Source organism: Corynebacterium afermentans subsp. lipophilum, assembly GCF_030408375.1.
In the GTDB taxonomy this organism is placed as follows: Bacteria; Actinomycetota; Actinomycetes; order Mycobacteriales; family Mycobacteriaceae; genus Corynebacterium; species Corynebacterium lipophilum.
The window spans coordinates 479,797-505,938 of the sequence record NZ_CP046530.1 but is presented as its reverse complement, the minus strand read 5'-3'; the positions used below and the strand labels follow the sequence as shown (position 1 = coordinate 505,938).

Annotated in this window: 26 protein-coding genes and 1 pseudogene; 15 read left to right on the top strand and 12 right to left on the bottom strand. The window is 66.5% G+C overall.

From position 1 onward, the window contains the following. Positions 1-2: 2 nt before the first annotated feature. Together CAFEL_RS02425 and CAFEL_RS02420 are read left to right on the top strand one after the other, a co-directional pair. Positions 3-188: an acyl-CoA carboxylase subunit epsilon gene (locus tag CAFEL_RS02425; RefSeq protein ID WP_194560843.1), complete on the top strand. Its 186-nt coding sequence runs from the start codon at positions 3-5 to the stop codon at positions 186-188. Then, complete coding sequence (locus CAFEL_RS02420) at positions 188-778, top strand: Maf family protein (RefSeq protein ID WP_194560842.1); 591 nt, start codon at positions 188-190, stop codon at positions 776-778. The genes CAFEL_RS02425 and CAFEL_RS02420 overlap by 1 nt, the downstream gene beginning before the upstream one ends. Before the next feature lie 19 nt (positions 779-797). Here CAFEL_RS02420 and CAFEL_RS02415 read toward each other — a convergent pair whose 3' ends face one another. The 3 genes from CAFEL_RS02415 to CAFEL_RS02405 are packed head-to-tail and all read right to left on the bottom strand — an operon-like array spanning position 798 to position 2,389. Further along, entirely contained in the window at positions 798-1,319 is a 522-nt protein-coding gene (locus CAFEL_RS02415) for an ankyrin repeat domain-containing protein (RefSeq protein ID WP_194560841.1), read from the bottom strand. A gap of 11 nt (positions 1,320-1,330) precedes the next feature. After that, a complete protein-coding gene (locus CAFEL_RS02410; RefSeq protein ID WP_194560840.1) occupies positions 1,331-1,858 on the bottom strand; it encodes a hypothetical protein in 528 nt (175 codons plus the stop codon). A 9-nt stretch (positions 1,859-1,867) separates the two neighbouring features. After that, positions 1,868-2,389 carry a hypothetical protein gene (locus CAFEL_RS02405; protein ID WP_194560839.1) on the bottom strand — a complete coding sequence of 174 codons (522 nt, stop codon included), beginning with the start codon at positions 2,387-2,389 and terminating at the stop codon, positions 1,868-1,870. A 107-nt stretch (positions 2,390-2,496) separates the two neighbouring features. Between CAFEL_RS02405 and CAFEL_RS02400 the strand changes: the two genes are divergently transcribed. Both CAFEL_RS02400 and CAFEL_RS02395 read left to right on the top strand, forming a co-directional pair. Next, positions 2,497-2,895 (top strand): DUF3151 domain-containing protein, encoded by a 399-nt coding sequence (locus CAFEL_RS02400; protein WP_194560838.1) that lies wholly within the window; start codon positions 2,497-2,499, stop codon positions 2,893-2,895. Positions 2,896-2,901: 6 nt separating this feature from the next. Next, positions 2,902-3,624, top strand: a complete 723-nt coding sequence (locus tag CAFEL_RS02395; protein ID WP_194560837.1) for a hypothetical protein — start codon at positions 2,902-2,904, stop codon at positions 3,622-3,624. Positions 3,625-3,837: 213 nt separating this feature from the next. Here the strand turns inward: CAFEL_RS02395 and CAFEL_RS02390 are convergent, their stop codons facing one another. Beyond that, the gene (locus tag CAFEL_RS02390; protein ID WP_194560836.1) at positions 3,838-4,899 is read right to left on the bottom strand and encodes a Cj0069 family protein; all 1,062 of its coding nucleotides are present in this window, start codon (positions 4,897-4,899) and stop codon (positions 3,838-3,840) included. Between the two features lie 273 nt (positions 4,900-5,172). Here CAFEL_RS02390 and CAFEL_RS02385 point away from each other — a divergent pair, with 273 nt between their 5' ends. Next, a complete protein-coding gene (locus CAFEL_RS02385; RefSeq protein ID WP_194560835.1) occupies positions 5,173-6,057 on the top strand; it encodes a sulfurtransferase in 885 nt (294 codons plus the stop codon). Between the two features lie 92 nt (positions 6,058-6,149). After that, positions 6,150-7,934 carry an acetyl-CoA carboxylase biotin carboxylase subunit gene (locus tag CAFEL_RS02380; RefSeq protein ID WP_290172148.1) on the top strand — a complete coding sequence of 595 codons (1,785 nt, stop codon included), beginning with the start codon at positions 6,150-6,152 and terminating at the stop codon, positions 7,932-7,934. An 8-nt stretch (positions 7,935-7,942) separates the two neighbouring features. On the opposite strand, the gene CAFEL_RS02375 is transcribed toward CAFEL_RS02380, so the two are convergent. Then, positions 7,943-8,872, bottom strand: coding sequence for a chymotrypsin family serine protease (locus CAFEL_RS02375; protein WP_194560834.1), 930 nt, complete (start codon positions 8,870-8,872; stop codon positions 7,943-7,945). 23 nt (positions 8,873-8,895) lie between these two features. On the opposite strand from CAFEL_RS02375, the gene CAFEL_RS02370 reads away from it, so the two are divergent. Beyond that, positions 8,896-9,399, top strand: coding sequence for a GNAT family N-acetyltransferase (locus CAFEL_RS02370; RefSeq protein ID WP_194560833.1), 504 nt, complete (start codon positions 8,896-8,898; stop codon positions 9,397-9,399). Positions 9,400-9,572: 173 nt separating this feature from the next. On the opposite strand, the gene CAFEL_RS02365 is transcribed toward CAFEL_RS02370, so the two are convergent. Both CAFEL_RS02365 and CAFEL_RS02360 read right to left on the bottom strand, forming a co-directional pair. Further along, positions 9,573-13,001: a pyruvate carboxylase gene (locus tag CAFEL_RS02365; protein ID WP_194560832.1), complete on the bottom strand. Its 3,429-nt coding sequence runs from the start codon at positions 12,999-13,001 to the stop codon at positions 9,573-9,575. Positions 13,002-13,156: 155 nt separating this feature from the next. Next, positions 13,157-13,327 (bottom strand): annotated as a pseudogene (locus CAFEL_RS02360) (citrate/2-methylcitrate synthase); the annotation flags it as partial. 40 nt (positions 13,328-13,367) lie between these two features. Between CAFEL_RS02360 and CAFEL_RS02355 the strand changes: the two are divergent. After that, a complete protein-coding gene (locus tag CAFEL_RS02355; RefSeq protein ID WP_290172145.1) occupies positions 13,368-13,577 on the top strand; it encodes a short-chain fatty acyl-CoA regulator family protein in 210 nt (69 codons plus the stop codon). Positions 13,578-13,587: 10 nt separating this feature from the next. On the opposite strand, the gene CAFEL_RS02350 is transcribed toward CAFEL_RS02355, so the two are convergent. From CAFEL_RS02350 to upp, 4 genes are all read right to left on the bottom strand, one after another. After that, positions 13,588-14,994: an NAD(P)H-quinone dehydrogenase gene (locus CAFEL_RS02350; protein ID WP_394354804.1), complete on the bottom strand. Its 1,407-nt coding sequence runs from the start codon at positions 14,992-14,994 to the stop codon at positions 13,588-13,590. 65 nt (positions 14,995-15,059) lie between these two features. Continuing rightward, positions 15,060-16,286 (bottom strand): amidohydrolase, encoded by a 1,227-nt coding sequence (locus CAFEL_RS02345; protein WP_194560830.1) that lies wholly within the window; start codon positions 16,284-16,286, stop codon positions 15,060-15,062. Between the two features lie 61 nt (positions 16,287-16,347). Beyond that, positions 16,348-16,749, bottom strand: coding sequence for a helix-turn-helix domain-containing protein (locus tag CAFEL_RS02340; protein ID WP_194560829.1), 402 nt, complete (start codon positions 16,747-16,749; stop codon positions 16,348-16,350). A 105-nt stretch (positions 16,750-16,854) separates the two neighbouring features. Further along, positions 16,855-17,490, bottom strand: coding sequence for a uracil phosphoribosyltransferase (upp, locus tag CAFEL_RS02335; protein ID WP_194560828.1), 636 nt, complete (start codon positions 17,488-17,490; stop codon positions 16,855-16,857). An 86-nt stretch (positions 17,491-17,576) separates the two neighbouring features. On the opposite strand from upp, the gene CAFEL_RS02330 reads away from it, so the two are divergent. The 5 genes from CAFEL_RS02330 (at position 17,577) to CAFEL_RS02310 (ending at position 22,659) form a co-directional block, all read left to right on the top strand. Beyond that, positions 17,577-17,858: a hypothetical protein gene (locus tag CAFEL_RS02330; protein ID WP_194560827.1), complete on the top strand. Its 282-nt coding sequence runs from the start codon at positions 17,577-17,579 to the stop codon at positions 17,856-17,858. Then, positions 17,855-18,949 carry a C40 family peptidase gene (locus tag CAFEL_RS02325; RefSeq protein WP_228496490.1) on the top strand — a complete coding sequence of 365 codons (1,095 nt, stop codon included), beginning with the start codon at positions 17,855-17,857 and terminating at the stop codon, positions 18,947-18,949. The genes CAFEL_RS02330 and CAFEL_RS02325 overlap by 4 nt, the downstream gene beginning before the upstream one ends. Positions 18,950-18,959: 10 nt before the next feature. Continuing rightward, complete coding sequence (locus tag CAFEL_RS02320; protein ID WP_194560826.1) at positions 18,960-20,198, top strand: SatS C-terminal domain-containing protein; 1,239 nt, start codon at positions 18,960-18,962, stop codon at positions 20,196-20,198. Positions 20,199-20,265: 67 nt separating this feature from the next. Further along, positions 20,266-21,402: a trimeric intracellular cation channel family protein gene (locus tag CAFEL_RS02315; RefSeq protein ID WP_194560825.1), complete on the top strand. Its 1,137-nt coding sequence runs from the start codon at positions 20,266-20,268 to the stop codon at positions 21,400-21,402. Then, positions 21,403-22,659, top strand: coding sequence for a D-alanyl-D-alanine carboxypeptidase family protein (locus CAFEL_RS02310; RefSeq protein WP_194560824.1), 1,257 nt, complete (start codon positions 21,403-21,405; stop codon positions 22,657-22,659). It abuts the gene before it with no gap. On the opposite strand, the gene CAFEL_RS02305 is transcribed toward CAFEL_RS02310, so the two are convergent. Further along, complete coding sequence (locus CAFEL_RS02305; RefSeq protein WP_194560823.1) at positions 22,619-23,713, bottom strand: YhjD/YihY/BrkB family envelope integrity protein; 1,095 nt, start codon at positions 23,711-23,713, stop codon at positions 22,619-22,621. The two genes, CAFEL_RS02310 and CAFEL_RS02305, sit on opposite strands and share 41 nt — an antisense overlap. Positions 23,714-23,862: 149 nt before the next feature. Here CAFEL_RS02305 and cmtR point away from each other — a divergent pair, with 149 nt between their 5' ends. Together cmtR and CAFEL_RS02295 are read left to right on the top strand one after the other, a co-directional pair. Beyond that, the gene (gene cmtR / locus CAFEL_RS02300; RefSeq protein ID WP_034662574.1) at positions 23,863-24,222 is read left to right on the top strand and encodes a Cd(II)/Pb(II)-sensing metalloregulatory transcriptional regulator CmtR; all 360 of its coding nucleotides are present in this window, start codon (positions 23,863-23,865) and stop codon (positions 24,220-24,222) included. Beyond that, positions 24,219-26,111, top strand: a complete 1,893-nt coding sequence (locus CAFEL_RS02295; protein ID WP_194560822.1) for a heavy metal translocating P-type ATPase — start codon at positions 24,219-24,221, stop codon at positions 26,109-26,111. Before cmtR ends, CAFEL_RS02295 begins: the two co-directional genes overlap by 4 nt. The last annotated feature ends 31 nt before the right edge of the window (positions 26,112-26,142 follow it).

The following is a 26,142-nucleotide window of genomic DNA, read 5'->3' as shown; positions in this document are numbered from 1 at the left end:
ACGTGGACATTCAGGTACTCAAGGGCAACCCCACCGAGGCGGAACTCGCGGCACTTTCGCAGGTGCTGGAGCAGCTTAAGCGCGAGCGCAAGCTGGCCGGGGTGCAGCCGGACGCGAACTACTGGGGTACCTCCCACCCCGCCACCGCGTTCAACCCGCACGCCTTCGACTCGGCGGCGTACTTCTAATGCGACTGGTGTTGGCGTCGCAGTCGCCGTCACGGCGCATGCTGCTCGAGCAAGGTGGGGTGAAGCCGGTGCTGCGTCCCGCCCACATCGACGAGGACGCGCTAATCGCATCGCTTCACAGCGTCGATGCGGCCACCACCGTTTCCACCCTCGCCCGCGCCAAAGCTGAGACTGCCATCGCCGACTTCCCCGACGACGTGGTGGTCGGCTGCGACTCCATGCTGCTCCTCGACGGCGAATTGCTGGGCAAGCCCCACACCGTGGAGGCGACCGTCGAGCGCTGGAAGGCGCAGCGCGGCAAGGTTGCGCAGCTGCTCACGGGCCACGCGGTGTGGTTCGGTGGCGAATGGGTGGTGGACACCGTTGCCACCACCATCCGCTTCGGCGACGTCTCCGACGCCGACATCCAGGCCTACGCCGAATCGGGCCAGCCGCTTGAGTGCGCCGGCGCATTCACCCTGGAGGCGCTGGGCAGCTGGTTCATCGACTCCATCGACGGCGACCCCACCAGCGTGATTGGCCTGTCCATGCCACTGCTGCGCCGCTGCCTGTACCGCTTCGGGCTGAACGCTTCCGACCTCTGGGAGTGAGGGGCTGGCCTTTTCGCCCCTAGAATCCGCGGGCGGTGAGGAACTCGTCGAGGACCTTGAGCCCCTCCGGCTGGTGGTCCACGCACATGCGCAGCCACTCGCCGATCTTGTTCTTGGGGTTGCGGACACTCGACGGCTCGTCCAAGTCCACGTCCTTGCTAAACAGCGCTTCGTAGATGGGACGGCGCTGCTCGTCACTTTCCGCTCCGATCTTCACCGCGAGCTTGATCGGTGTGTCCCCGTGGCTTTCGCGGAAGTTCACGTCGGCGCCGGCTTCGACAAGCCGCTGCACGAGGGCCGGGTCGCCGTCGCCGAGATCGTCGTGGCTGAGCAGCAGCGTCAGCGTGTTCTGTCCGTAATCCACCACCGTCGCATCGGCGCCGCGGTCCAGCATGTCGTTGCTGATCTGGGCACGTGCCTCCGGATCGCGGTTGATCAGTCCCGCGCACAGCATCTCCGTCGCGTCGTTCGCTTCCGGGCCGTAGACTTCCAAAAACTCCTCGTAGGTGCCGTTTTGGGCGACGTAAAGCGGGCTTGCCATAAGTGCTCCTTCTAGTAACCTCTGCTTTTCAAGAATTCGTCGAGGACGTAGTGCTTTTCCAGACGGTGGTCGGTGTTCATGCGCATCCACTCCCCGATGCTCATGACCGGGTCGTGCACGGTGTATGGCAGGTCCAGATCCAGCTCACCTGACCCAAACAGGGCCTCGTACAACGGTCGACGCTGCTCGTCGTCGTCCACCCGGATCTCAACCGCCAGCTGCGCCACCAGGGATCCACGTCGTTCGCGGTAGTTCACGTCGGCGCCCCCGTCGACAAGCCTCTGCGCAAGCGCCGCATCACCGGACCCCAGGTGACGGTGCCTGCCTAGCAGCACAGTCAGCGCATTCTGCCCGTATTCGACTCTCGACGCATCCGCGCCCCGGTCCAACATGTCGTTGCAGATTGCGGCGCGGGTTTCCGGATCCATGTTGGTGAGCCCGTTAAACAACATGTCCGTCGGGTCGTTCACCTCTGGGTCGAACACCTCGAGAAACTCCTCGTAGGTGCCCTTCTTCGCCGTGTACGTCGGGCTTGCCATGGGAACCTCCTAGTAGCCTCGGGCCTTGAGAAACTCGTCCAGGACATCGAGTTTGCCGGGGCGTCCGTCCACGTTCATGCGCAGCCACTTCCCGATCGTGTTTATCGGGTTGCGGACACTCGACGGCTCGTCCAAGTCCACGTTTGCAGCGAACAATGCCTCGTACAGCGGGCGGCGCTGCTCGTCGTCGTCGACGCGGATACGAATTGCTAGCCGAATGGGCACATCGCCTCCGCTGTTTCGGAAGTCCACGTCGGCACCGCCGTCGATGAGCCGGTGCGCCAGTGTCGGGTCGCCTTCAGCGAGCCGGTCGTGGCTGAGCAGCAGCGTCAACGTGTTCTGCCCGTAATCCACCACCGTCGCATCGGCGCCGCGGTCCAGCATGTCGTTGCTGATCTTTTCGCGCGCCTCCGGGTCGCGGTTGATCAGTCCCGCGCACAGCATCTCCGTCGCGTCGTGCGCTTCCGGGTCGTAGACCTCCAGAAACTCCTCGTAGGTGCCGCTTTGGGCGACGTACAGCGGGCTTGCCATTGGTGCTCCTCGGTGTGGGACGCAGATCACATCGGGTTACGCGCTCCACAATATGCGCGAATGCCGGGCCCGGCACGGGCTCCCAGGAAACTAGTAGCCTGGCGGCCATGGAAATCAACGACATGCTCGCCCCGAAGCCCATCGAGCTGCCCGCCGATCCGGCCGCGGGCAAGGATTTGCTTGCCGACGACACCGCGCTCGCCCACCCCGACTCCCCCGCCGTCTGGGCCGCCCGCGCGGAACGCGAGCTGAGCGACGGCGACAAGCTCATCGCCTACGCGTACGCCCGCACCGGCTACCACCGTTCTCTGGACCGCCTGCGCGCCAACGGCTGGAAGGGCTGGGGCCCGGTCCCCGCCTCGCACGAGCCGAATCAGGGCGTGTTGAAGGCCATTGCGATGTTGGCAGTAACCTCACAGGCTATCGGTGACCAGGCAGAATACGACCGTTGCCGCCAGATGCTTTCTGACGCCGACCCGCAAAGCGTGGCAAAGCTCCTACCCTAACGAGGTATGACGCGAATCAACCAAGCGACCAAGCTACTCATTGCAGTTCCGGCGACGCTCGCGATTGCGTCGTGCAGCGCCACGGAAGACACGACAGCGGATACCGGCGGGAAGGCGCCCACTGTCACCGCGTCCATCGGCGGCGCCGGGGCGGAGACGGTGACCCAGGAGAAAATCCAGGAAAAGACCGTCACCGAGGCTGCCGCGCAGCCGCCGGCCGGCGAGGCCGCCCCTCCTGCCGCAGCAGCACCCGAGGGCGACAACTGCGCCAGCCTGCCCACCGATCCGCGCCAGCAGTACGCCACCGGCACCGCCCCGGGCCGCATGCCGGCAGATAACGGGTCCGACAACAACTACTGGATCGAAGACATCGACAACCAGTACGACCCGTGCGCCAAGCTGAGCTGGATCACCTTCAAAGGCTCGCTCGGAAACGCAGATAGGCCGCAGGGCACTGCCGCATCGATCGCGGACGGGTTAGCGCTGTACGTGAACGGCGAACCGGCGAGCGAGGTGAAGCTCTTCGGCCGGATCGACCAGGTCACCCCGCTGGAAAACGGCGGCGCCACGATTGAGTGGTCCGAGCGCGGCCAGTACACCGCCGACGGCTTTACCAACCACTACTCCGCCGACATCCGCGCAACCCACAGCGGCGTTGAAGCTTTCGCGGGCGACACCGAGAAGTTCAACGAAAGCTGGAACTACCCCGTCGGCTACTTGCTCAACTAACCGGCGGACCGTCTAGCACCGCAACGAATGCTGCTAGACGATCACGCACCCGGCGACCTGTTTCCCCAGGTGATGTTGGAGATGGGGGCCAATAAGAAACGGATCGTCTAGCAGGTCATTGTGGCTGCTAGACGATCCGCACAAACCGCCCCGGTCCCGCGTGCTGCGGGCCGGGGCGGTGGGGCGCTTGAGACGTCGATAAGCGAAACGCCCTTAGGCGTGCTTCTCCTCAACGCGCTTGATGGCCTCGTCGGCCACCATCTCCTGGATGCCCATGTCCAGCTCGGAGGTGAAGCCGACGCAGGAGCAGTTGATCTCGCCGAGGACGTAGGTGTCCTCGCCGGTCTCGTCGTCGTCGGCGAGCATGAAGTCCGCGGTCCAGATCAGCGGGATGTTGTCGCCGCCGAGGTTCTCGGCGATGACCGGGCGGGCCTCAGCGAACATGTCCACGAGCTCCTGCCACTCCTCCGGCTTCTGGTAGGTGTACTTCGCGCCGGAGAACAGGGTCGCGGAGAACGCGTCGCCGCCCTCTGCCGGCTTCTTGTGCACGACGAAGACCGGGTGCGGGCCGACCAGCAGGATGCGGATCTCGCCCTCGACGATGCGCGGCATGAAGCGCATGTCCACGAGCATGCCGTTGTCGCCGACGATGTACTGGTCGCAGAAGTCCATGAACTCGCCGAGCTCGCGGTCCTCGGTGTGGTTGTCCACGGCCTCGGTGCACTTGAGCTTGGTGTCCAGCGGCAGGGCGGTGCCCGGCTCGACGGACTCGGCCAGGGACTCGTCGGCAAGACGCACGCGCCAGATGCCGGAACCGGTGGAGCCGCGGTTCTGCTTGAGCACGCGCTCGCCGTAGGACAGGGACTTCGGGAAGGTGTTGTGGAACTCCTCCACGTCGTAGTACGCGGCGGTATCTTCCGGCACAAGGTCGGTCTTGTTCAGCTTGACCAGGGCGTCCTTGGCGCCGTAGGAGATCATCTCCTGCGGGGTGGACATGCCCACCAGGCCGGCCTCGGACAGGCGGGTCAGAAGGTCGAAGTAGCCCTGCTCGCCGCCCGGGATGTTGCCCGGGTTCACGCGGGAGATGTAGGCGTCGAAGTTCTCGGAAACGTAGGTGAACAGGTCGTCTGCCCACTCCGGGCGGAAGTAGACGACCTCGGAGTCCCAGCCCTTTTCCTTGATGGCGTTAACGATGGGCATGGTGTCCTTGCGGTGGCCGTCGAAGGACTTGTCGGAGCCGCCTTCGACCTCGAAGACAACAATCGCCTTGTGCACGGTTGGTCCCTTTCATGGTTCACGCCCCGCGCCACGCACATGCCGGTGCCGCCGGGGCTGGTCAGATACCCAGAACAAACGGGCCGTAACCTGTGTGTTCCTACCTCCGACTTTAACCGGCGGCAGTGAGTTCCACCGGACGAGCGATTTGATAGTGTGCAAGTTCACACCGCCGTATTTCTCGGCCAAACACATCAAGCTCCCCGCATTCGTTTCTGTATCGTTGACGGTGGTTTTACACACCGCACACGAGCGAGAAGAAAGGTTGCCGCCATGGGCATCGAGCTCGACGACACCCCGCAGTTCCAGCAGTACGCGCACCCCGAAAAGTTCGTTTCCGCGGCGTGGCTGTCCGCCCGCCTGGGCGTGCCGGGTTTGAAGGTCGTGGAAAGCGACGAGGACGCGTTCCTCTACGACATCGGCCACATCCCCGGCGCGGTCCGCATTGACTGGAAGCGGGATTTGAACGACCCGCTGGTGCGCGACTTCATCGACGGCGAGGCATTTGCGGAACTGATGCGCTCGCGCGGCATCAACCGCGACGACACTGTGGTGGTCTACGGCGACTCCTCCAACTGGTGGGCCGCCTACACCGCGTGGGTGTTCGAGCTGTTCGGCCACCCGGACGTGCGGCTTCTCGACGGCGGGCGCGACGCCTGGATGGGCGAAGAGCGCGACACCTCCTTCGTGGTGCCGGACTACCCGCTCTCGGACTACCCGGTGGTTGAGCGCCAGGATGCGCCCTTCCGCGCCTTTGCTTCGGAGTTGTTGGAGCGCACACCAGCGCAGCTTATCGACGCCCGTCCGGCCCCCCTCTACCTGGGCGAAGACCCGAATCCTGAGTCCTGCTCCGCACCGTCGCTGCGCCAGGGCCACATCCCCGGCGCGGTGAACGTGCCGTGGGGCCGCTCAGTGTTCCCCAACGCACGCTTCCGCTCTCTGGAGGACATCCAGGCGATCTACGCCGACTTCGACAAGGACGCCGAGACGGTGGTGTACTGCCAGCTCGGCGAGAGCTCCTCGCACACGTGGTACGTGCTCAAGCACATCCTGGGCTTCACCAACGTCGCGCTCTACGACGGCTCCTGGGCCGAATGGGGCAACATGGTGCGCATGCCGGTGGTCAAGGGCGGCGCGCCCGAAAACGCTGCTGAATAAGCGCGTCGGCGCGGTGTCGCTGTAACATGGTTCGACGTTTGTCCGACGTTTCTAACGGTTTGTTTTTCCGATTGTAAGGACGGGATTGCTTCGTGCCTACCACTGCAGCGACTAAAGACCTGCCGAACAGCGTGACCAAGGTGCTGGTGGCGAACCGCGGCGAGATCGCCGTGCGTGTCATCCGCGCGTGTGTGGACGAGGGCATCGCGTCTGTCGCCGTGTACGCCGAGCCGGACGCGGACGCGCCGTTTGTGCAGCTGGCCGACGAGGCCTTCGCGCTCGGCGGTTCGAGCACGGCTGAAAGCTACCTGGACATGGACAAAGTCCTCGCTGCGGCGGAGAAGTCCGGTGCAGACGCGATCCACCCGGGCTACGGCTTCCTGTCGGAAAACGCGGAGTTCGCGCAGAAGGTCATCGACGCTGGCCTGACCTGGATCGGGCCCTCCCCCGAGGCGATCGCCGCGTTGGGCGACAAGGTCACCGCCCGCCACATCGCCGAGGCCGCGCAGGCACCGATGGCGCCGGGCACGAAGGACCCGGTTGCCGGCGCGGACGAGGTGGTCTCCTTCGCCGAAGAGCACGGCCTGCCGGTGGCAATTAAGGCCGCGTTCGGCGGCGGCGGCCGCGGCATGAAAGTCGCCTACACGCTTGAAGAGATCCCGGAGCTGTACGAGTCCGCCACCCGCGAGGCCACCGCGGCGTTCGGCCGTGGCGAGTGCTTCGTGGAGCGCTACCTGGATAAGGCCCGCCACGTGGAGGCCCAGGTGCTGGCGGATCAGCACGGCAACGTCGTGGTCGTGGGCACCCGCGATTGCTCCCTGCAGCGCCGTTTTCAAAAGCTCGTGGAGGAGGCCCCGGCGCCGTTCCTCACCGACGAGCAGCGCGAGCGCATCCACGCCAGCGCCAAAGCCATTTGCCGCGAGGCCGGGTACTTCGGCGCGGGCACCGTGGAGTACCTGGTCGGCTCCGACGGCCTGATCTCCTTCCTGGAGGTCAACACCCGCCTGCAGGTGGAGCACCCCGTCACCGAGGCCACCACCGGTATCGACCTGGTGCGTGAGCAGTTCCGCATCGCCCGCGGGGAGCCTTTGCTTTTCGACGGCGACCCCGCCGCCCACGGCCATGCCATCGAGTTCCGCATCAACGGCGAGGACGCGGCCGCGAACTTCATGCCGGCACCGGGCACCGTCACCGCCTACGCCGAACCGGCAGGCCCCGGCGTGCGCGTGGATTCCGGCGTGCGCGCGGGCTCCGTGGTGGGCGGCCAGTTCGACTCGATGCTGGCCAAGCTGATCGTCACAGGCCGCACCCGCCGGGAGGCGATCGAGCGCGCCCGCCGCGCACTGCGCGAGTACGTCGTGGCTGGCTTCCCCACCGTGATCCCGTTCCACCAGGCCATGCTGAACAACCCGGCGTTTGTCGGCGACGAGGACGGCTTCAGCGTCTACACCCGCTGGATCGAGGAGGAGTGGGACGGCGAGCTGCCGTCCACCCCGGCGACCGACGAGGACGCGGATGCGGACACCGGGGCCCCTGACCGCCGCACCTTCGCCGTGGAGATCGACGGCCGCCGCATCGAGGTGGCCCTGCCCGAGGAGCTCGTCGCGGCAGGCCCGGCCAAGCGCAAGCCGAAGAAGCGCCGCGCGAACAAGGCAGCCGTCTCCGGCGACGCCGTCGCCTCCCCCATGCAGGCCAGCGTGATCAAGGTCAACGTGGAGGAAGGCCAGGAGGTCGCCGAGGGCGACGTGCTACTCGTGCTGGAAGCGATGAAGATGGAAAACCCGGTGAAGGCCCACAAGGCCGGCGCCGTGACCGGCTTGGCCGTCGAGGTTGGCGGCCAGGTGAACAAAGGCGCCGTGCTGATGGAGCTGAAGTAGCCGTTCCGCTAGGTACCCCAACCCTGCATGATCCGCAGCGCGGGCTCGCGGTACTGCGGCGGCAGTGCGCCGACAATTTGCGGCAGCGCGAACAGCACCCCGGCGAGGGCGACGAGCACGATCGCGGTGATTCCCACCGCGCTCATGTCCGAGCTGCCGCCGTTTTTGACCTGCTCCGGCTTGCCTCCGGGCACCGCCGTTTCGTGCACCACCGGGGTGGTGATGCGCTTCGCCTCCGCCAGCAGCTCCATTTCCTCTTCGGGGCTCACCTGCGGGCCGTTGGCGGGCACGGAGCTGCGGTTGAGCCGGGCCTCCTCCCCCTTGCTGCCCACCGCTAGACTCACGCCGGTGTAGATGGACAGAAAACCTTTGCCTTCCACCCACACCGGGCCGCCGGAATCGCCGGGTTTACCGGACGGGCCGTCCCAGTAGAGGTTGTTGCCGATGGCGCCTGCGAAGCTGCCGCAGGTGGTCTTTTTACTGGTGCCGCCGTACACGCACACCGGGTCGCCCGAGCGCATCAGCGACGGCGCCACCACCTCGTCGCCGGTGATGCCGTTTTCGCCCAGCTTCACGCCGTCGGCCCAGCGGATCACGCCCCAGTCGTTGGCGGTGCCCTCGTCCGCGTTCATCGCCGACGACGGGTGGAACGTGCCGGAGGCGCGGAACCCCTTCCCCACCACAATGGCGCGGTCGCCCTTTTCGCCGCAGTGCCCGGCGGTGTAGCTGACGTTTTGGCCCCGGTCGTTGAACGCGATGGTGCAGCGGCCTTTGCCCACAACGTCAACCACGTCGCCCTGGGCCACTACGGGGGTGGCGCCCGACGCAGCCCCGGTGGTTGGCGGGGCGTCGTTCACCACGGGCGCTGCCACGGCGTATGCCGGGGTTGCGGCGAGGGCCAGGGCGGTGGACGTCGATAGGCAAATGCGTCGAAGCATGGCAAAAGATTAACGTGGTGCGCATGGATTACACACCTGAGTTCCAACTGCGCGAGGCCACGGAGTCCGACCGCACCTATCTGCGGCGGCTAAATTACCTCGCCGACGTCTTCGGCGACGAGGATGGCGACATCGGCCACGACGAGCGCGACGGCGCCGAGACGTATGTGGGCCAGTGGGACCCGGAGCGCGAAAGCGGCATCGTCGCATTCGACCAATTCCATGTGCCTGCAGGTGGCGTGTGGTTGCGGTACTGGCAATCGCCTGACGACGGCCACGCGAACCTCGCCCCCAACATCCCCGAAATCGCCATCGCGGTGGAAAACCGCTACGCGGGAAACCGGCTCGCGGTGCGGCTTTTGCAGGCCGCGGTGGAGCTGGCCAAGCGCCAGGGCGCGCCCAAGGTGGCGCTGTGGGTGGACCCGGACAACGACCGGGCGCGCCACCGCTACGAGAAGTTCGGCTTCACAAACGTCGAGGGCGAAGACGACGTCATGGTCGTCGACGTGGAGGACTTCACCGCTTAGGCCGGTGCCGCCGGTGCTCGACCGCGCCGGTGCTCGACCGCGCCGGGTAGCAGATCTGCTAGTTCCCCCACGCAGCCTTGGTCGGGCAACTAGCAGATCCGTAAAACCCGGACCGCAAAGCAAACACCGCGCGGCCGCTCAACGGTCCGCGCGGTGCTGACAACGCTCCCCGCTTAGGCGATAACCACCACCAGGTCGCCGCCTTCCACCTTGGTCGGCTGGGTGAACGCGACGCGCTCGATCGTGCCGTCCTTCGTGGCGGAGATCGCAGCCTCCATCTTCATCGCCTCGATCGAAGCCACTGGGTCGCCGGCTTTGACCTCGTCGCCCTCCTTGACGGTGACGGTGACGGCACCGGCGAACGGGGCTGCCACGTGGCCCGGGTTCGAGGAATCGGCCTTCTCCACTTCGGCCACGGTGGACTCAGCTGACTCGTCGCGCACGGTGATCGGGCGAACCTGGCCGTTGACAGTCAGGATGACCTGGCGCATGCCCTTCTCGTCCGGCTCACCCACGGCGTCGAGGCTGACCACCAGCGGCGGGCGGTTCTCGTCGATCTCGCCGTACCAGATCATGGTCTCCTCGCCCTCTTCGAGGCCGTAGAAGAACGTCTTATCGCCGAGCTGGTCAGTGATGCCGTAGGTGCGCAGGTGCTCCTGGTACTCCGCGTACTGCTTCGGGAAGAGCAGCTTGTCCAGGGCGGCGCGGCGGGTGTCGTGGTCCTCGGAGTCAAGGTCCACGGCCAGTTCCTCCGGCACCTTGACAGTGTGGTCGACCTCGGAGCGGTTCTTAAGCGCCTGGTCGCGCAGCAGCGGCCAGCCGCCAGGAGGCGTGCCCAGCTCGCCCTGCAGGAAGCCGATGACAGATTCCGGGATGTCGTACTTGCGCGGGTTCTCCGCGAACTCCTGCGGGCTGACACCCTGGCCCACCAGCTGCAGCGCCAGGTCGCCGACGACCTTGGAGGACGGGGTGACCTTGGTCGGGCGGCCGAGGATCTCGTTGACGCCGGCGTAGTAGTCCTCGATGAGCTCGAAGCGGTCCTCCAGGCCCAGCGCCTTGGCCTGCGTGCGCAGGTTGGACAGCTGGCCGCCCGGGATCTCGTGCTTGTACACGCGGCCGGTCGGGCCCGGGATGCCGGACTCGAACGGGGCGTAGACCTGGCGCACGGCCTCCCAGTAGGGCTCCATGTCAAAGACGGCCTGCAGGTCAATGCCGGTGTCGCGCTCCGTCTGCGCGAATGCGGCGACGAGGGCGGACATGGACGGCTGGGAGGTGGTGCCCGCCAGCGGCGCAGACGCCACGTCGACCACGTCGGCGCCGGCATTCGCGGCCGCCAGGTAGGTGGCCAGCTGTCCGCCCGCGGTGTCGTGGGTGTGCACGTGCACCGGCAGGTCGAAGCGCTCGCGCAGCGCGGTGACCAGCTTGGCGGCGGCTGCCGGGCGCATCAAGCCCGCCATGTCCTTGATGGCCAGGACGTGGGCGCCCGCCTCGACGATCTCCTCGGCGAGGTTGAGGTAGTAGTCCAGCGTGTACAGGTCTTCCGCCGGGTCCATCAGGTTACCGGAGTAGGCCATGGCCACCTCGGCGACGGTGGTGTTGGTCTCCAGCACGGCGTCGATGGCGGGGCGCATCTGGGAGACGTCGTTGAGCGCGTCGAAGATGCGGAAGATGTCGATGCCGGAGGTGGCTGCCTCACGCACGAATGCCTTGGTCACGGAGTCCGGGTACGGGGTGTAGCCCACGGTGTTGCGGCCGCGCAGCAGCATCTGGATGTTCACGTTCGGCATTGCCTCGCGCAGCTCGTCCAGGCGCATCCAGGGCGACTCGTGCAAAAAGCGCATGCCCACGTCGTAGGTGGCGCCGCCCCAGGCCTCGACGGAGGTCAGCTGCGGGGTGAGGTGGCCGACGTGCTTCGCCGCCGCGACCAGGGTGTTGGTGCGGATGCGGGTGGCCAGAAGCGACTGGTGCGCGTCGCGGAAGGTGGTCTCGGTGACACCCAGCTCGGTCTGGTTGCGCAGCTTCTCCGCCCACTTTTTCGGGCCGAGCTCGAGCAGCTCGTCGCGGGAGCCGCGCGGCAGGTCGCCGTAGTTTGCCTCCGGCAGCTTCTTCGACGGACGGATGTTGGTCGGGCGCGGGCCGTTGGGCTGGTTCACCGTCACCGACGCCAGGTAGTTGAGGATCTTGCCGGCGTCGTCGGCGGCGGCCGGAGCCTCGAGCAGGTTCGGGTGGTCCGCGATGAAGCCGGTGTTGATGCGCTCGTTACGGAACTCCGGCTCGGACAGCAGGGCACGCAGGAAGCCGATATTGGTGGACAGGCCGTTGATGGTGAACTCGTTCAGGGCGCGCAGCGCGCGGTCCACCGCCACCTGGAAGTTGCGGCCGCGGCAGGTCATCTTCACCAGCAGCGAGTCGAAGTTCGGGGTGATGGTGGTGCCGACGGCCACGTTGCCGTCGAGACGCACACCCGCGCCACCCGGGGACGCGTAGCCGGTGACCACGCCGGAGTCCGGGCGGAAGCCGTTGGCCGGGTCCTCGGTGGTGATGCGGCACTGCAGGGCGGCGCCGTTGACCTCGATGAGGTCCTGGGTGAGGTGGATCTGCTCCAGCTGCGCGCCAGCGGCGATGTACATCTGGTTTTTCACGATGTCGATGCCGGTGACTTCCTCCGTCACGGTGTGCTCGACCTGCACGCGCGGGTTCATCTCAATGAACACGTGGTTGCCCGCCTCGTCCACGAGGAACTCGACGGTGCCGGCGCCTTCGTAGTTGATCTCCTTGCAGAAGTTCACCGCGTCCTGGCAGATGCGCTGGCGCTGCTCTTCGGTGATGTGCTGCGCCGGAGCGATCTCCACGACCTTCTGGTGGCGGCGCTGCACGGAACAGTCGCGCTCAAACAGGTGCACGACGTTGCCGTGGGAGTCGGCCATGATCTGCACCTCGATGTGCTGCGGGCGGATCACGGCGCGCTCGATGTAGACGTTCGGGTCGCCGAACGCGGCCTCCGCTTCACGGGAGGCTTCGGCAGCAAGCTTCTCGACGTCCTCCGGTCGCTCAATAAAGCGCATACCACGGCCGCCGCCGCCTGCGACTGCCTTGACGAAGACGGGGAACTCGAAGTCCTTGGCGTATTCAGCCAGCTGCTTCGGGTCGTCGGACGGCTCGGAGTCCTTCAGCACCGGCAGGCCGGCGCGCTCCGCGGCCTGGACGGCGGCGGACTTATCACCGGTCAGGTCCAGAGTTTCCGGGCTGGGGCCGATGAACTTAATGCCGTTGTCGCGGCACGCGCGCGCCAGGTCGGCGCGCTCGGAAAGGAACCCGTAGCCCGGGTAAATCGCGTCCGCGCCGGTTTGCTTCGCGGCGCGGATGATCTCGTCGATGTCCAGGTACGCCTTCACCGGCTGACCCGGCTCGCCAATCTGGACAGCCTCGTCCGCGAACGGGCGGTGGAAGGAGTTGCGGTCCTCGCGGGGGTAGACGGCGACGGTCTTCGCGCCGGTCTCAAACGCTGCACGGAAGGCACGCACGGCAATTTCGCCACGGTTGGCCACCAGGATCTTGTTGAAGGTGGGCAGGTCGTGAAGCGGGAGATTATCCGGGTTCATCGGTTGCCTTTCACAAAGGAAGTTTTTGCGGTCATAGGGATAGCACAAGTTTAATACAGATCACATCATTTTCGGGGCACTTTGGGGGACAATGTGGGGGTGGAAAAACGCGGGCCGTCGACAAGCGACAGCCCGCGTTTCGGGGGTAGTGCGATTTAACGCTCCGGCCCGTTGTAGGCGGACAGCGGACGGATCAGCGAGTTGTTCTCGAACTGCTCGATGATGTGCGCAGTCCAGCCGGTGATGCGCGACATCACGAACAGCGGGGTGAAGAACTCGATGTCGAAGCCGAGGATGTAGTACGCCGGGCCCGACGGGAAATCCAGGCAGGTCTCCACAACCCCGGACGGGCGCACGCAACTCTGGGTGGCGCGGATGGTGCAGGGGCCAGCGGTCGGGTTCGGCTCACCGCGGCGCGAGCATGCGGTGGCGCTGGGTTGCGACGCGATGCACGCGCACGAGCTGGTCTACGCCGACGGCCTCGACGTGGATCCGGCGTCCGCCACCCCGATCGGGCCCGGGTGCGCCACCTGCCCGCGCACGAAGTGTCCGCAGCGGGCGTTTCCGGAGTACTAGTTCAGGACAACTAGTCCAGGTCGGTGTTGGTGACCAGGCGGCGCGCGGCCTCCGTGATGGAGCCCGACAGCGACGGGTAGACCGCCATGGAGCCGGCGAGCTGGCGCACGGTGAGGTTGTTGGCCACCGCGATGGTCAGCGACAGGATCAGCTCGGACGCGGTCGGTGCAACGATCACGCCGCCGAGCACCTGGCCCGAGCCCTTGCGGGCGAAGATCTTGACAAAGCCGTACTGCAGCGAGCGCATCTTCGCGCGCGGGTTGGTCGCCAGCGGCAGCTTGTAGATGTCGGCGTCAACCTCGCCGTCGCGGATCTGCTGCTCCGTCACGCCCACCGCGGCGATCTCGGGGCGGGTGAACACCGCGTTGCCCACGGTCTTCAGACGGATCGGGGTGACGCCCTCGCCGAGTGCGTGGTCCACGGCGATGCGGCCCTGCTGGGCGGCCACGGACGCCAGCGGCATCAGGTCCGTGCAGTCGCCGGCGGCGTAAATGCCCGCCACGTTGGTGCGGGAAACGCGGTCTACGTGGATGTGGCCGGACGGGGTGACCTCCACGCCGGCGGCCTCCAGGTTGAGGTCGGCGGTGTTCGGGATGGAGCCGATGGACATCATCACGTGCGAGCCCTCGATGGCGCGGCCGTCGGTGGTGTGCACGACCACGCCTTCGCCGGTGTTTTCCACGCGCTCCACGCGGGCGTCCTTTTCCAGCTGCACGCCGCGGTCCGCCAGCACGTCCTCGAGCACGTCGGCGGCGTCGGCGTCGTCGTGAGGCAGGATGCGGTCGCGCGAGGCCACCATGGTCACCTTCACCCCCAGCTCGGCGAATGCGGAGACGAACTCCGCGCCGGTGACGCCGGAGCCGACCACGATCAGGTGCGTCGGCAGGTCCTTCAGGTCGTACATCTGGCGCCAGTTCAGGATGCGCTCGCCGTCCGGCTCCGCGCCCTTGAGCACGCGCGGGCTCGCACCGACGCTCACGAGCACCATGTTGCAGGTCAGCGTCTCCGTCGAGCCGTCGGAAGTCTCGACCTCGATGTTGTGGGTGGTGTGGCCCTTCTGCTCGTCCGCAAACCGCGCGCGGCCCTCGATAAAGCGCACGCCGCCCTGCTCCAGCTGCGCACGGATGTCGTCCGACTGCTTGCCGGCGAGCGACGTCACACGCTCATTGAGCGCCAGCAGAGACAGCTTCGAATCGCCCAGCGCATGGCTAAGTCCCATGTCGTCCGCGCGGCGCAGGTCGTTTTTGATGTTCGCGCCCGCAATGAAGCTTTTCGACGGCACGACGTCCTTCCGGATCGCCGAGCCGCCAGCGCCGCTGTCCTCGACAATGGTGATGTCCGCACCGTACTTGGACGCCATCAGCGCAGCCTCGTAGCCGCCCGGGCCTCCACCGATGATGACAATCTTCTTGGACAAAACAGCACTCCTCATTGGTTGGGTGACAGGGAACCAAACTGCGTGCCAGTCTACCCAGAGAACTTTTATTCTTCGCCCGGACGGAAGTACTCCTCCACGATGGAGCCGAACAACCGCACGCCAACCCCGATGGCGCGCTCGTCCACGTTCAGGTTGCCCTGGTGCAGGTCCTGGTACTCGCCCTCCCCACTCCAGGCGCCGAGGCGCATCATCGCGCCCGGCACATGCTCGAGGTACCAGGAGAAATCCTCGCCGCCGCTGGACTGCGGGGCGGATACCACCGACTGGGGGTCCACCGCGCGGGCGGCTTCGACGGCCAGCGCGGTCGCGGCGTCGTCGTTCAGCACCGGCGGCACCCCGCGGATGTAGTCCAAGTGGTAGGTGCAGCCAGTGGGCGCGACGATGAGGTCAATTAAGTCCGTGAGCAGGTCCTCGTTCTGGCGCCAGGTGGTGATGTCCGCGGTGCGCAGCGTGCCCTCGAGCAGGCCGCGCTTCGGGATCGCGTTGGCGGCATCGCCCGCCTCAGCATGCCCGAACACGAGCACAGTGCCGGTGCGCGGGTCCACCCGGCGCGACAGCAGGCCGGGCAGCTGCGTGATCAGCGCGCCCATGGCGTAGACCACGTCCGCTGTCAGCTGCGGGCGCGAGGTGTGCCCGCCGGGGCCATGAACCTCGATGCGGATCACGTCGGACGCCGAGGTGATCGCGCCGGCGCGCACACCGATCTCGCCGACCTTGATGTGCGGCTCGGCGTGCACGGCGTAGATAGCCCCGACGCCCTCGAGCGCGCCCCACCTAATCACGTCCAGGGCGCCGCCGCCCATAACTTCCTCAGCGGGCTGAAAGATGATGCGCACCGGGTGCTCCAACTCCACCGTGGACAGCGCGCAGGCGAGCGCCAAGGCGACGGTGGTGTGGATGTCGTGGCCGCAGGAGTGGGACACGCCCGGATTGGAGGACGCGAAGCTCAAGCCCGTCTGTTCCGGCACGCGAAGCGCATCGATGTCCGCGCGAAACGCCAGGCGCTTGCCTTCCGCGGGCCCCAAGTCCACGTACAGGCCAGTGCCCGGGAAACGCACCGGATGCAGGCCGTAACTTTCCAGTGTTTCCACGAGAAAGTCGGTGGTGGCGACTTCCTCGTTGGACAACTCCGGGTGGGAGTGGATGTGGCGGCGCCAGCCAATCACGCGCTCCTGATTGTCAGTGAACCAGCGGTCCACCGCGGCGGCGATTCCGGCGTTTTCCACGTGCGCTCCCTCTATCCAGCTTCGGTTATCAGTTTTTGCTGACATGAGTGTACGCGCACCTCCCACAAAGTAGACAAAGCGGTGCGGTGGTGGTTGACGCGGACCGTTAGAACGCAGGTGTGTCCTGCGGGGCGCCGCGGCGCAGGTACGTGTCGTGGAACCTTGCGGTGTCCTGCGCGCTGCGCGGCCACTGAAACCTGATGGGTGCAGGTGCTTGCGAATCCGTCATTGGGAAACGGCCCTCGACGTTTTCCGCCGCGCCGGGCAGAAGCGCCGCCGGCGGCACCTGCAGCGCTGAAGCCAGCCGGTAGCAGGTACTCAAGGTGGGGTCGGCCACTTTGGAGTTGTAGTCGTTGCGCTCCAAGTTCGAAATCAGCGAGCGCGACACGCCCGCCAGCTCCGCGAGGCGCGTTTGGCTCAGCCCCCGCATGAGCCGGATAGCGCGCACGCGCTCCCCCAGCCCGAGTGCGTAGCTCGCCCAGTGCGATTGCGGCAGTACTTCCCCCATAGTCTTTCCCCCGTTTGTCGGCGCTCCCCTAAAGCGGTCAACTAGCTATGCCACGCAATGTAGCGCGCAATGTGCGGGCGCGCTACCGGTGGGACGTCGACAAGCTTAAAGCTCGATATTGCGCGGGCCGTAGAGGCGGTCGCCAGCATCGCCCAGGCCGGGGACGATATAGGCGTCCTCGTTGAGCGCCGGGTCAATGGTGGCGGTGACCAGGCGCACCGGGCCGCCGTGGGCCTCGAGTTTGTCCACGCCCGGCTGGGCCGAGACCATGCAGATACAGGTGATGTTGTCCGCGCCGCGCTCCACCAGCAGGTCGATGGCGTGAATCAGCGACCCGCCGGTGGCCAACATCGGATCCACCAGGAACACGGGCTGGCCGGACAGGTCTTGCGGCAGCGCCTCCAGGTAGGGCACCGGCTCGTGCGTCTTTTCGTCGCGGGCCAGCCCGATAAAGCCCACCTGCGCGTCCGGGATCATGGACAGCGACGGGTCCACCATGCCCAGGCCCGCGCGGATGATCGGCACGATAATCGGCGGGGTGGCCAGGCGCGCGCCGCGGGCGGTTGCGACGGGGGTTTCGGTGTCGAACTCCTCCACCTCAAGGTCACGCGCCGCTTCATAGATGAGCATCGCGCCCAGGTCCGCCAGCGCCGCGCGGAAGGCCGCATTGTTGGAGCGTTTGTCGCGCATGATGGTCAGGCGGGACGCGGCTAGGGGGTGGTTGACAACCGTGATATCCATGCCGGCCATGCTAGTTCACTCGGCGGGCCGCGAAAATATTTTCCCCCTCGAGGGAACCGGGGCGGTGTTTTCAGCGTCCAATGGCCATGACTGTATTTCACATTGACTCCGCCGCCGTATCCGCCATGACCGATTCGCTGCGCGACGACGCAGCACGATTGCAATTGCTTAACGACGTCTCCGTGCCCCACACCTGGCCCCTCGGCGAATTCAGTGCCGCGGTGACCGAGTCCATCGCCAAAGCGAACACGGACGCTGAAGCGCTGCGCGCCGAGGCCCACCGCATCGCAGAGGTGATGGACCTTGCGGTGGATGCCGCCGCGGCCGTAGACACCTGCACCTGCCGGAAGCTGGGAGCCGCGCTATGAGCTCCCTGAAGACCGAATTCGGCAGCGCAATCGACCTGCTCAACCGCATCGCCGGCCCGCCGGATGTCACGGGCAACCACACGCTCAACGTCAGCCTGGACGTGCACGGCACCGCCAGCATGCTGGCGAGACTTCTGCCCTTCGACCTGCCCACCCTGCCGGGTTTCAGCATGCCGGATTTCAAGGACTTCGACCCGCTGGCCGCGGTGGCCAACACGTCCGGGGCATCACGCGTTGGCGCCGCGGCGGATCTTGCGGACTACCGCGCAACAATCAGCGACGGGGTGCTGCGCGGCGGTGTGCTGATCGGCACCGCGGCATTTGATCTGGTCACCATCGCCGGAGCGCTCATCAACAAGGCGACGGCGGCGCCGGCGATCGCCACCTCGCCAGCAGGCCTGTTCGGTGCCGCCGCCTACGTGGCCGGGATCATCGCCGATGCAATCAACGAGGCCACGCAGGTGCTCAACGCTTTGGAAAAGGATCTGCGGACCATCGCGGACACGCTTACCTCCGCCACCTCCGCCGCGTTGGACCGCGTCATGCCAGGCGCCGGCCCGGCGACCGAGAAGGCCCACGGGGAGCTGCAACGCCTGGCCTCTCTGGTTGCACCTGCTGCATCATCGACGCCTGAGCCCGCGCCACCGGCGGTGAAACCGGCCTCCGCCGTCGCCCCGCCACCGCCACCGGAACCTGCCGCGGCGGCTGCCCCGCCGCCGGAGCCTGCTCCGGCGCACGAGGAGGGATCCGCTGTCGGCGCCGCCGCCGTCGAAGCCGCGAAAAGCCAGATCGGCACACCCTACGTGTGGGGCGGGGCCGCACCGGGCGGCTTCGACTGCTCCGGGCTGACCTCCTGGGCATACGGGCAGGCGGGGCTGGAGATCCCGCGCGTCGCCGCCGACCAGACCGTGGGCAGGCAAGTGTCGTATGAGGAGCTGCAGCCGGGGGATCTGGTGTTGTGGTCCGGCCACGCCGCCATGTACGCGGGAGACGGGATGATGATCGAGGCGGGCAGCCCCGTGCAGATGAACCCGGTGCGCACAGAGAATCTGGGCATGACCTTCCGCGGATTCTGGAGGCCGACCGGCTAAAGTTTCCCGCATGACTACGCGCGCGATTCTCCCCGTCAAGATCTCCCTGACCGAGGGCGACTTCTACACCCTGTGGGCACCCACCTGGAAGGAAAAGGGCGCCGAGTGGCAGGCGTTCCTCGGCGACGACCAAGCCGTGCTGGCCTTCCACTCCCCCGAGGAACTCCTGGCCTACCTGGAAACGACCAACGCCCACGACCTAGCGGACCACCCGAAGTGGCAGCAGTTCCAGGCCCAGGGCGACGACCGCGTGGTGCCGAACGACAAGCAGTACTTCGACATCATCGGCGCGCCTGAGTTTTTGGCCGGCCGCCCGAGCCACGAAAACGTCTCGCGCCTGTCGCGGGTGTTCCAGATCTCCCGCTCGCTTGCGGACGTGGCCTCCGCCGAGCAGGCGCAGATCTTCTTCGCCTCCCACTCCATCCTGGGCAACGTCAGCCGCGGCTCCGACCACTACGCGGGCGAAAACGGCCTGTCCGAGTGGTCCGGCGTCGGCCGTGTTGTGTTGGCGAACTGGGAAAATGTGGTCAAGTCGTTGGATGAGTCTGTGCGTGTCGTCGATACGCATCAGCTCGACGCCGAGCGCGTCGCAGCCGCAGGCACCGCCATCGCCGCCGCCACCGAGGCCCGCGCCGCGGCCGCTGAGCAGGCACGCGCGGACGAAGAGGCGCGCGCCGCCGCGGAAGACCCGTACGACTCCTCCCCGTGGGGCCGCGCCGGCATCGACCCGGTGAAGATCTCCATCCAGGGCCAGAGCGTGTACACGCTGCGCACCTACCTGCGCGGTGCCCCGGTGTTTTTGGGCAAATACGGCGAGATCATCACCTTCCCCTCCACCAAGCACCTGGGCCGCTGGATCCTGGAGCACGACGACCACGACCTGGCGGGCGTGTCCACCTGGCAGGACCTCATCGACACCGCCAACGCTGGCGAGCTGAAGGTGGAGGTCCACCCGGACAACTCCTACTCCTTCAACGGCATCGCCGCCGACATCAACAAGGGCCCCGACGCCGTGGACACCGCACAGATGTCCAAGGCTTACGAGCTGCTCGCGGACGCCGCGGACTGGGCGCAGGACGACTCGCTGAACTCCCTGCTTTTGGCCAACCCACGCATGCAGGATTACCTGGCGTACATGCTCGGCTCCACCCGCGCCGCAGGCTACGTGCCGTCGGCACCGTTTACCGATAAGGCGGAGGCCTGGACCGAGATGGAAAACCAGCTGATCAAGCGTTTCTCCAAGTTCTAAACCGTTTCGCCGTGCGCCCACGGCATGTCGACATGCCGGGCAAACGTGCGACCTTTACAATTCACTCATGTCAGTGGACCAGGTCGACCCGCTCATCAGCTCCATCTATCACTGGATGGACATCTCCGGCGTGCTGCTGATGGGCATCATCGGCGGCACGCTCGCCCGCCAGCTCGGCTACGACATCGTGGGCTTCTTCTTCATCGCCATGCTCTCCTCCTTAGGCGGCGGCATGCTGCGCGACGTGCTGATCAACCAGGGCACCGTCGCCGCGATGAGCCAGCCGGAGTACCTCATCTTGGCGTTCACCGGTGCCCTGATCGCCCGGTTCACCTACTTCAAGGGCAAAGCCTGGGAGCTGCTGCAGTCCCACGGCGACGCGCTGGTGTCCTCACTGTGGGCCGCCACCGGCGCATCCAAGGCCATCCAATACGGCCTGCCGGTGCTGCCCACCATCATGATGGGCGTGTTCACCGCCACCGGCGGCGGCATGATCCGCGATGTGGTCACCGGCCGCGAGCCCAGCGTGTTCGGCGGTAACCAGCCCACCGTCATCCCTGCGGTGGCGTGCGCGGTGATCATGCTAGTGGGCAACGCCACCGGCTACCCGGCGCTCGGCATGGTCATCGGCCCCGTGGTCAGCTTCGCACTGTTCCTCGCCGGCTACTGGGGCAACTGGCGCGTTTCCACAGACTCCGAGTTCGCGCCGGTGAACACCACAGTGAACATGACGGCCACGCAGGTCGCGCACCTAGCTAAGAAGGCGGAGAACAAGTCGCGCGCCGTGGCCCGCGAGTTGGAGCCGACGCGGGTGCGCTCGTGGCGCCACCGGCAGATGGAAAAGGCGCTGCAGCGCCGCATCGAGGCGGAGATCCGCAAGGGCAAGCGCCCGGCGGAGGCGGTCAGCGACGCGGACGATTTCCTCACCGAGTTCACCACCCAGTTCCCCGCCATCGACGCGGAAGTTCTGGCGGAGGCGGTCGGTGTCGCGCCGGAGCCGGAGGTTGCGGAAGACGAGGGCCTCTTCGACAGCATCGGCGTGGACCTGGCCGGCGATTCCTACGAGGAAGACGCCGAGGAACCGGACCCGGCCGAGACGGAGGCGATGAACGCGGACATGCTGGATATTATTCTCTCCGACGAGGCTTTGACCGACGAGCTCATCGAGCGGCTCGCGGCCCGCTACGACCAAAAGGAGTCCTAGATGAAGCGTGTGCTCGCAGCGGCGACAGCATTGAGCTTTTGCTTGTCGACGACAGCTCACGCCCAAGACGCGGAAACCCCGACCGAAACCACCTCCCCGGCCGGCCCGACCGTCGGCTACTACGACGAGGGCGGCAACTGGGTCCCGCCCAGCCGGGGCCGCGCGCCCGACACCGACAACTGCCCACAGGCCACTTGGCCGCCGGAGCCGGTGTCCACCTCCGAGCGCGCCGCCGCCTCCCCTGACCCGCTGCCGGTGCTTTTCGACGGCCCCTGCGGCGTGACCGCCGCCGACGGCTACACCACCCCCGACGGCGTAGTCGCCTCCGCCTGGCTGGTCGCCGACTTAGATTCCGGCGACGTGGTGGCAATGAAGGACCCGCACGGTCGCTACCGGCCGGCCTCAATCATCAAGGTGCTGTTGGCACTGACCGTCATCGACGAGCTGCCGCTAGACCAGAAGGTCGAAGTCTCCGCCGAATCCGCCGGCCAGGAAGGCTCCGCCGCCGGCATCGGCGAAGGCGGCGACTACACCGTCGAAGACCTGCTCACCGGCCTGCTGTTGTCCTCGGGCAACGACTGCGCCCACGCGCTCGCCCAAGCCCTCGGCGGAGACGAGCTCGCACTCGGCAAGGTCAACGCGCTGGCCAAGAAGCTCGGCATGGCCGATACCCGCGCCACCTCCTACTCCGGCTTGGACGGCGCAGGGATGTCCACCTCCGCCTGGGACATGGGCCTGGCCTACACCGCGGCCTTCGCGGACCCCACCTTCGCCCGCATCGTCGACACGGAGCACACCACCTTCCCCGGCTTCGACGACCTGCCGCCGTTCGAGCTGTGGAACGACAACCAGCTCTACCTCAACGACCCGGACGGCATCGGCGGCAAGACCGGCTACACCGACGACGCGAACCACACGTTCGTCGGCGCTGTGAACCACGAAGGCCGCCGCCTCGTCGCGGTTGTGCTGGACACCGCGGCATACGACCACCGCCCCTGGGAGCAGGCGCAGATGCTCTTGCACGAGGCGTATGGGGTGCGAAGCTCCGTCGCAAAGCTTGAGCCTCTCGCTGAGAAGACCACCGTCACCCCAGAAACCACAACGGCCGCCCCCACCCCCGCGCCTGAACGCGCTGGGGAGGAGACGGCTTGGAACCGCTGGTGGTCCTACTTGATTGTGGTGGCCGTACTCGCGCTCGCCGCGCTGGCCACCGCGTTTAGTCTCGGGACAGGAGAGAAACCACGCCGACGCCGATAGCGCCCAGCGCCGCGCCAACCCCCAGCGCCTTGCCGGACGGCTTGGACTCCTCCCCGCCGCGGACCGCGCCCGCGCGGACGTTGATCACAGCCGGCTCCGGCACCTCAGCCGGGGCCAACGCGAGCGACTCCTCGGTGGTGGCAGTCCACGCCGCGACGTAAAGCACCACGCGCCAGATCAGGTACAGCAGGACCATCAGGGTAATGATCGGGCCGAAGATCGCACCCGCCGGGTTGCCGGTGGCCGAGGAAATGACCAGGCCGGCAAACTGCTGCAGGATGGCGAAGATAACTGCGCCGAGCAGCGCCCCCTGCAAGCCAGACTTGGCCGGGACTTTCGTGCGCGGCATGTACATGTTCACCCACAGCATGACCAGGAAGCTGGCCAAAACGCTGACGAGGAAACCGACAACCCACACCACAAGGCGCGCGCCTGGGAAGTCGCCGATGCCGAGGCGCTCCATCAGGGTGCTGGTCCAGCTGGACACTCCCAGGGCAGTCACTACTGCGGCGACGATGAATAGGACGATCAGCACGATCAGGCCCAGCAGGTCCGCGAGCTTCTTGGTAACAAAGTTGCCGCCCTCGTTCGCATCCACCTTCCACATGGCGGACACGCCCACGCGCAGGTGGTTCATCCAGTTCAAGCCGGACCACAGGGTGGTAAGCAGGCCGATGCCGGCAACCGCGCCGCGCTGGTCGATCGCGGTCTCAACCAGCTGGTTGACCATGTCTCCCAAATCCCCGTCCAGGGACTGGGTGATCTGGTTTTGAATGTCGTCCATTAGATCTGGACGGGCGTTGAGGAAGAAACCGAGGCCCGCGAAGACCAACATCAACAACGGAAACAGCGCCAGCACGGAGAAATAGGTGATGCCAGCGGCTAGCTGGTTGCCGCCTTCGGTGCCGAAGCGGTCATTCATCCGCAGCAGGTGGCCAGCGGCGGGAGACTTCTTCTCCACCTTTTCCTCAAAGCCGCCCTTCTGCTGCTTCGAGGCGCGCTCAATGCCGTGTTCGTCGGTGTACGCCTTGCGCGGCGCGGTCGAGGTAGCCATCGACGTCCCTTCAAATATGTGTCATTTACCAAACACATCGTAGAGGAGGCCGTGCGATGGCGGGGCGGGGGCGGGACGGCAGACTCTTCGAGCACCACGTCAGTTCAGTCAATGTTGTATAGTTCAGCTCATACTGTATAGTTCAGTTCATGCTGACTATTGCTTCGCGCCTCGACGTCATGAACCGGCTCGGCCGGGCCATGGCGGATCCGACGCGCTCGAGAATCCTGATGACCCTACTCGACGGCCCGAGCTACCCGGCCGTGCTTTCGCGCGACCTGGACCTGACCCGCTCGAACGTCTCGAACCACCTGACCTGCCTGCGTGACTGCGGCATCGTCGTCGCCGAGCCGGAGGGCCGAAAGACACGCTACGAAATCGCCGATCCACACCTCGCGGCAGCGCTCAACGCGCTGGTGAACGCGACGTTGGCTGTCGACGAAAACGCCCCGTGCATCGACCCTGAGTGCTCGGTGCCCGGCTGCGGCGAGAAGGGAGCGGACGCATGAGCTCGGCGTGTGGATGCGAACACGAACCCGCCACGGAGATCGAAGAGCTCGATCGGCCATGGTGGAAGGACCCCGAGTTGCTACTGCCGATCTTCTCCGGCGTAGCCCTCTGCCTAGGCCTGGCGCTGGGCTGGTCCGGGCTAGAGACACCCGCGACAGTACTGTTCTGGGCCGGCCTGCTGCTAGGGGCGTATACGTTCGCGCCCGGCGCGATCCGGAACCTTGTCACGAAGCGCAAGCTCGGCATTGGCTTGCTGATGACGATCAGCGCGGTCGGCGCGGTAATCCTCGGTTACGTCGGAGAGGCCGCGGCGCTAGCGTTCCTGTACTCGATCGCCGAGGCGCTGGAAGACAAGGCTATGGACCGGGCACAGGGCGGACTGCGGGCACTGTTGAAGTTGGTACCGCAGACCGCGACGGTGCTGCGCGACGGCACGGCGGCCGAGGTCGCTGCGAAGGACCTCGTGGCTGGCGAACTGATGCTCGTGCGCCCCGGAGAGCGGGTGGCCACGGACGGCATCATTCGGTCTGGGCGCTCCAGCCTTGACACCTCAGCGATCACCGGAGAATCCATTCCGGAGGAGGTTGCGCCCGGCGACGAGGTGCCCGCGGGAGCGATCAACTCCGCCGGTGTGCTGGAGGTCGAGACGACCGCAGCTGGAACGGACAACTCGCTGACCACACTCGTGGACCTGGTCGAGCAGGCGCAGGCGGAAAAGGGCGACCGCGCCCGGATCGCCGACCGAATTGCCCAACCCCTAGTGCCTGGGGTGATGATCCTGGCGGTGTTGGTCGGCGTGATCGGCTCGCTACTGGGCGACCCCGAGACATGGATCACCCGTGCGCTGGTGGTTCTGGTCGCAGCGTCACCGTGCGCACTGGCAATTTCCGTGCCGCTGACGGTCGTAGCGGCGATCGGCGCGGCCAGCCAGTTCGGCGTGGTCATCAAGTCCGGCGCGGCGTTTGAGCGGCTTGGCGGTATCCGTCACCTGGCGGTGGACAAGACCGGAACCCTTACCCGCAACCAGCCCGAGGTTACCGGCGTGGTCCCGGCAGACGGGTTCGATCGGGCGCAGGTGCTGGCTTTCGCGGCGGCAGTCGAGCAGCAATCGACGCACCCCCTCGCCGCGGCGATCGCGGTAGCGGGGCCCGAAGCGCCCGCCGCCCTGGACATCAGCGAGGAAGCCGGGCATGGCATCGGCGGCACCGTCGAAGGTCGACGGGTGCTGGTGGGCAGCCCCCGGTGGATCGACGCCGGTCCGCTAAAGGCAGACGTTGAGCGCATGGAGTCCGAGGGCCAGACCTGCGTCCTGGTCACCGTCGATGACACCCTCGCCGGAGCGATCGGTGTCCGTGACGAGCTGCGGCCCGAGGTGCCCGAAGCCGTGCAGACCCTGCGCGCCAACGATGTGGAAGTGAGCATGCTCACCGGCGACAACACTCGCACCGCCCGGGCGCTGGCTGAAATCGCCGGAATCGACGACGTGCGCGCCGAGCTGCGCCCGGAGGACAAGGCAAGCATCGTCGCCGAATTCTCCTCCAAGACACCGACGGCGATGATCGGCGACGGCATCAACGACGCGCCGGCACTGGCGGGCGCGACGGTGGGCATAGCGATGGGAGCGACCGGCTCTGACGCCGCGATCGATTCCGCTGACGTCGCCTTCACCGGCCACGACCTCCGACTGATCCCGCAAGCGCTGCAGCACGCCCGCCGAGGCAGCAGGATCATCAACCAAAACATCGTGCTGTCTCTGGCCATCATCATCGTGTTGATGCCGCTTGCGATCAGCGGCGTGCTGGGCCTGGCTGCGGTCGTGTTGGTTCACGAGGTCGCTGAAGTCATCGTCATCTTGAACGGCCTACGGGCCGCACGAGCGAAGCGCTGAGGCTACGCAGGAAGCGGACCCCGGCTCCGCC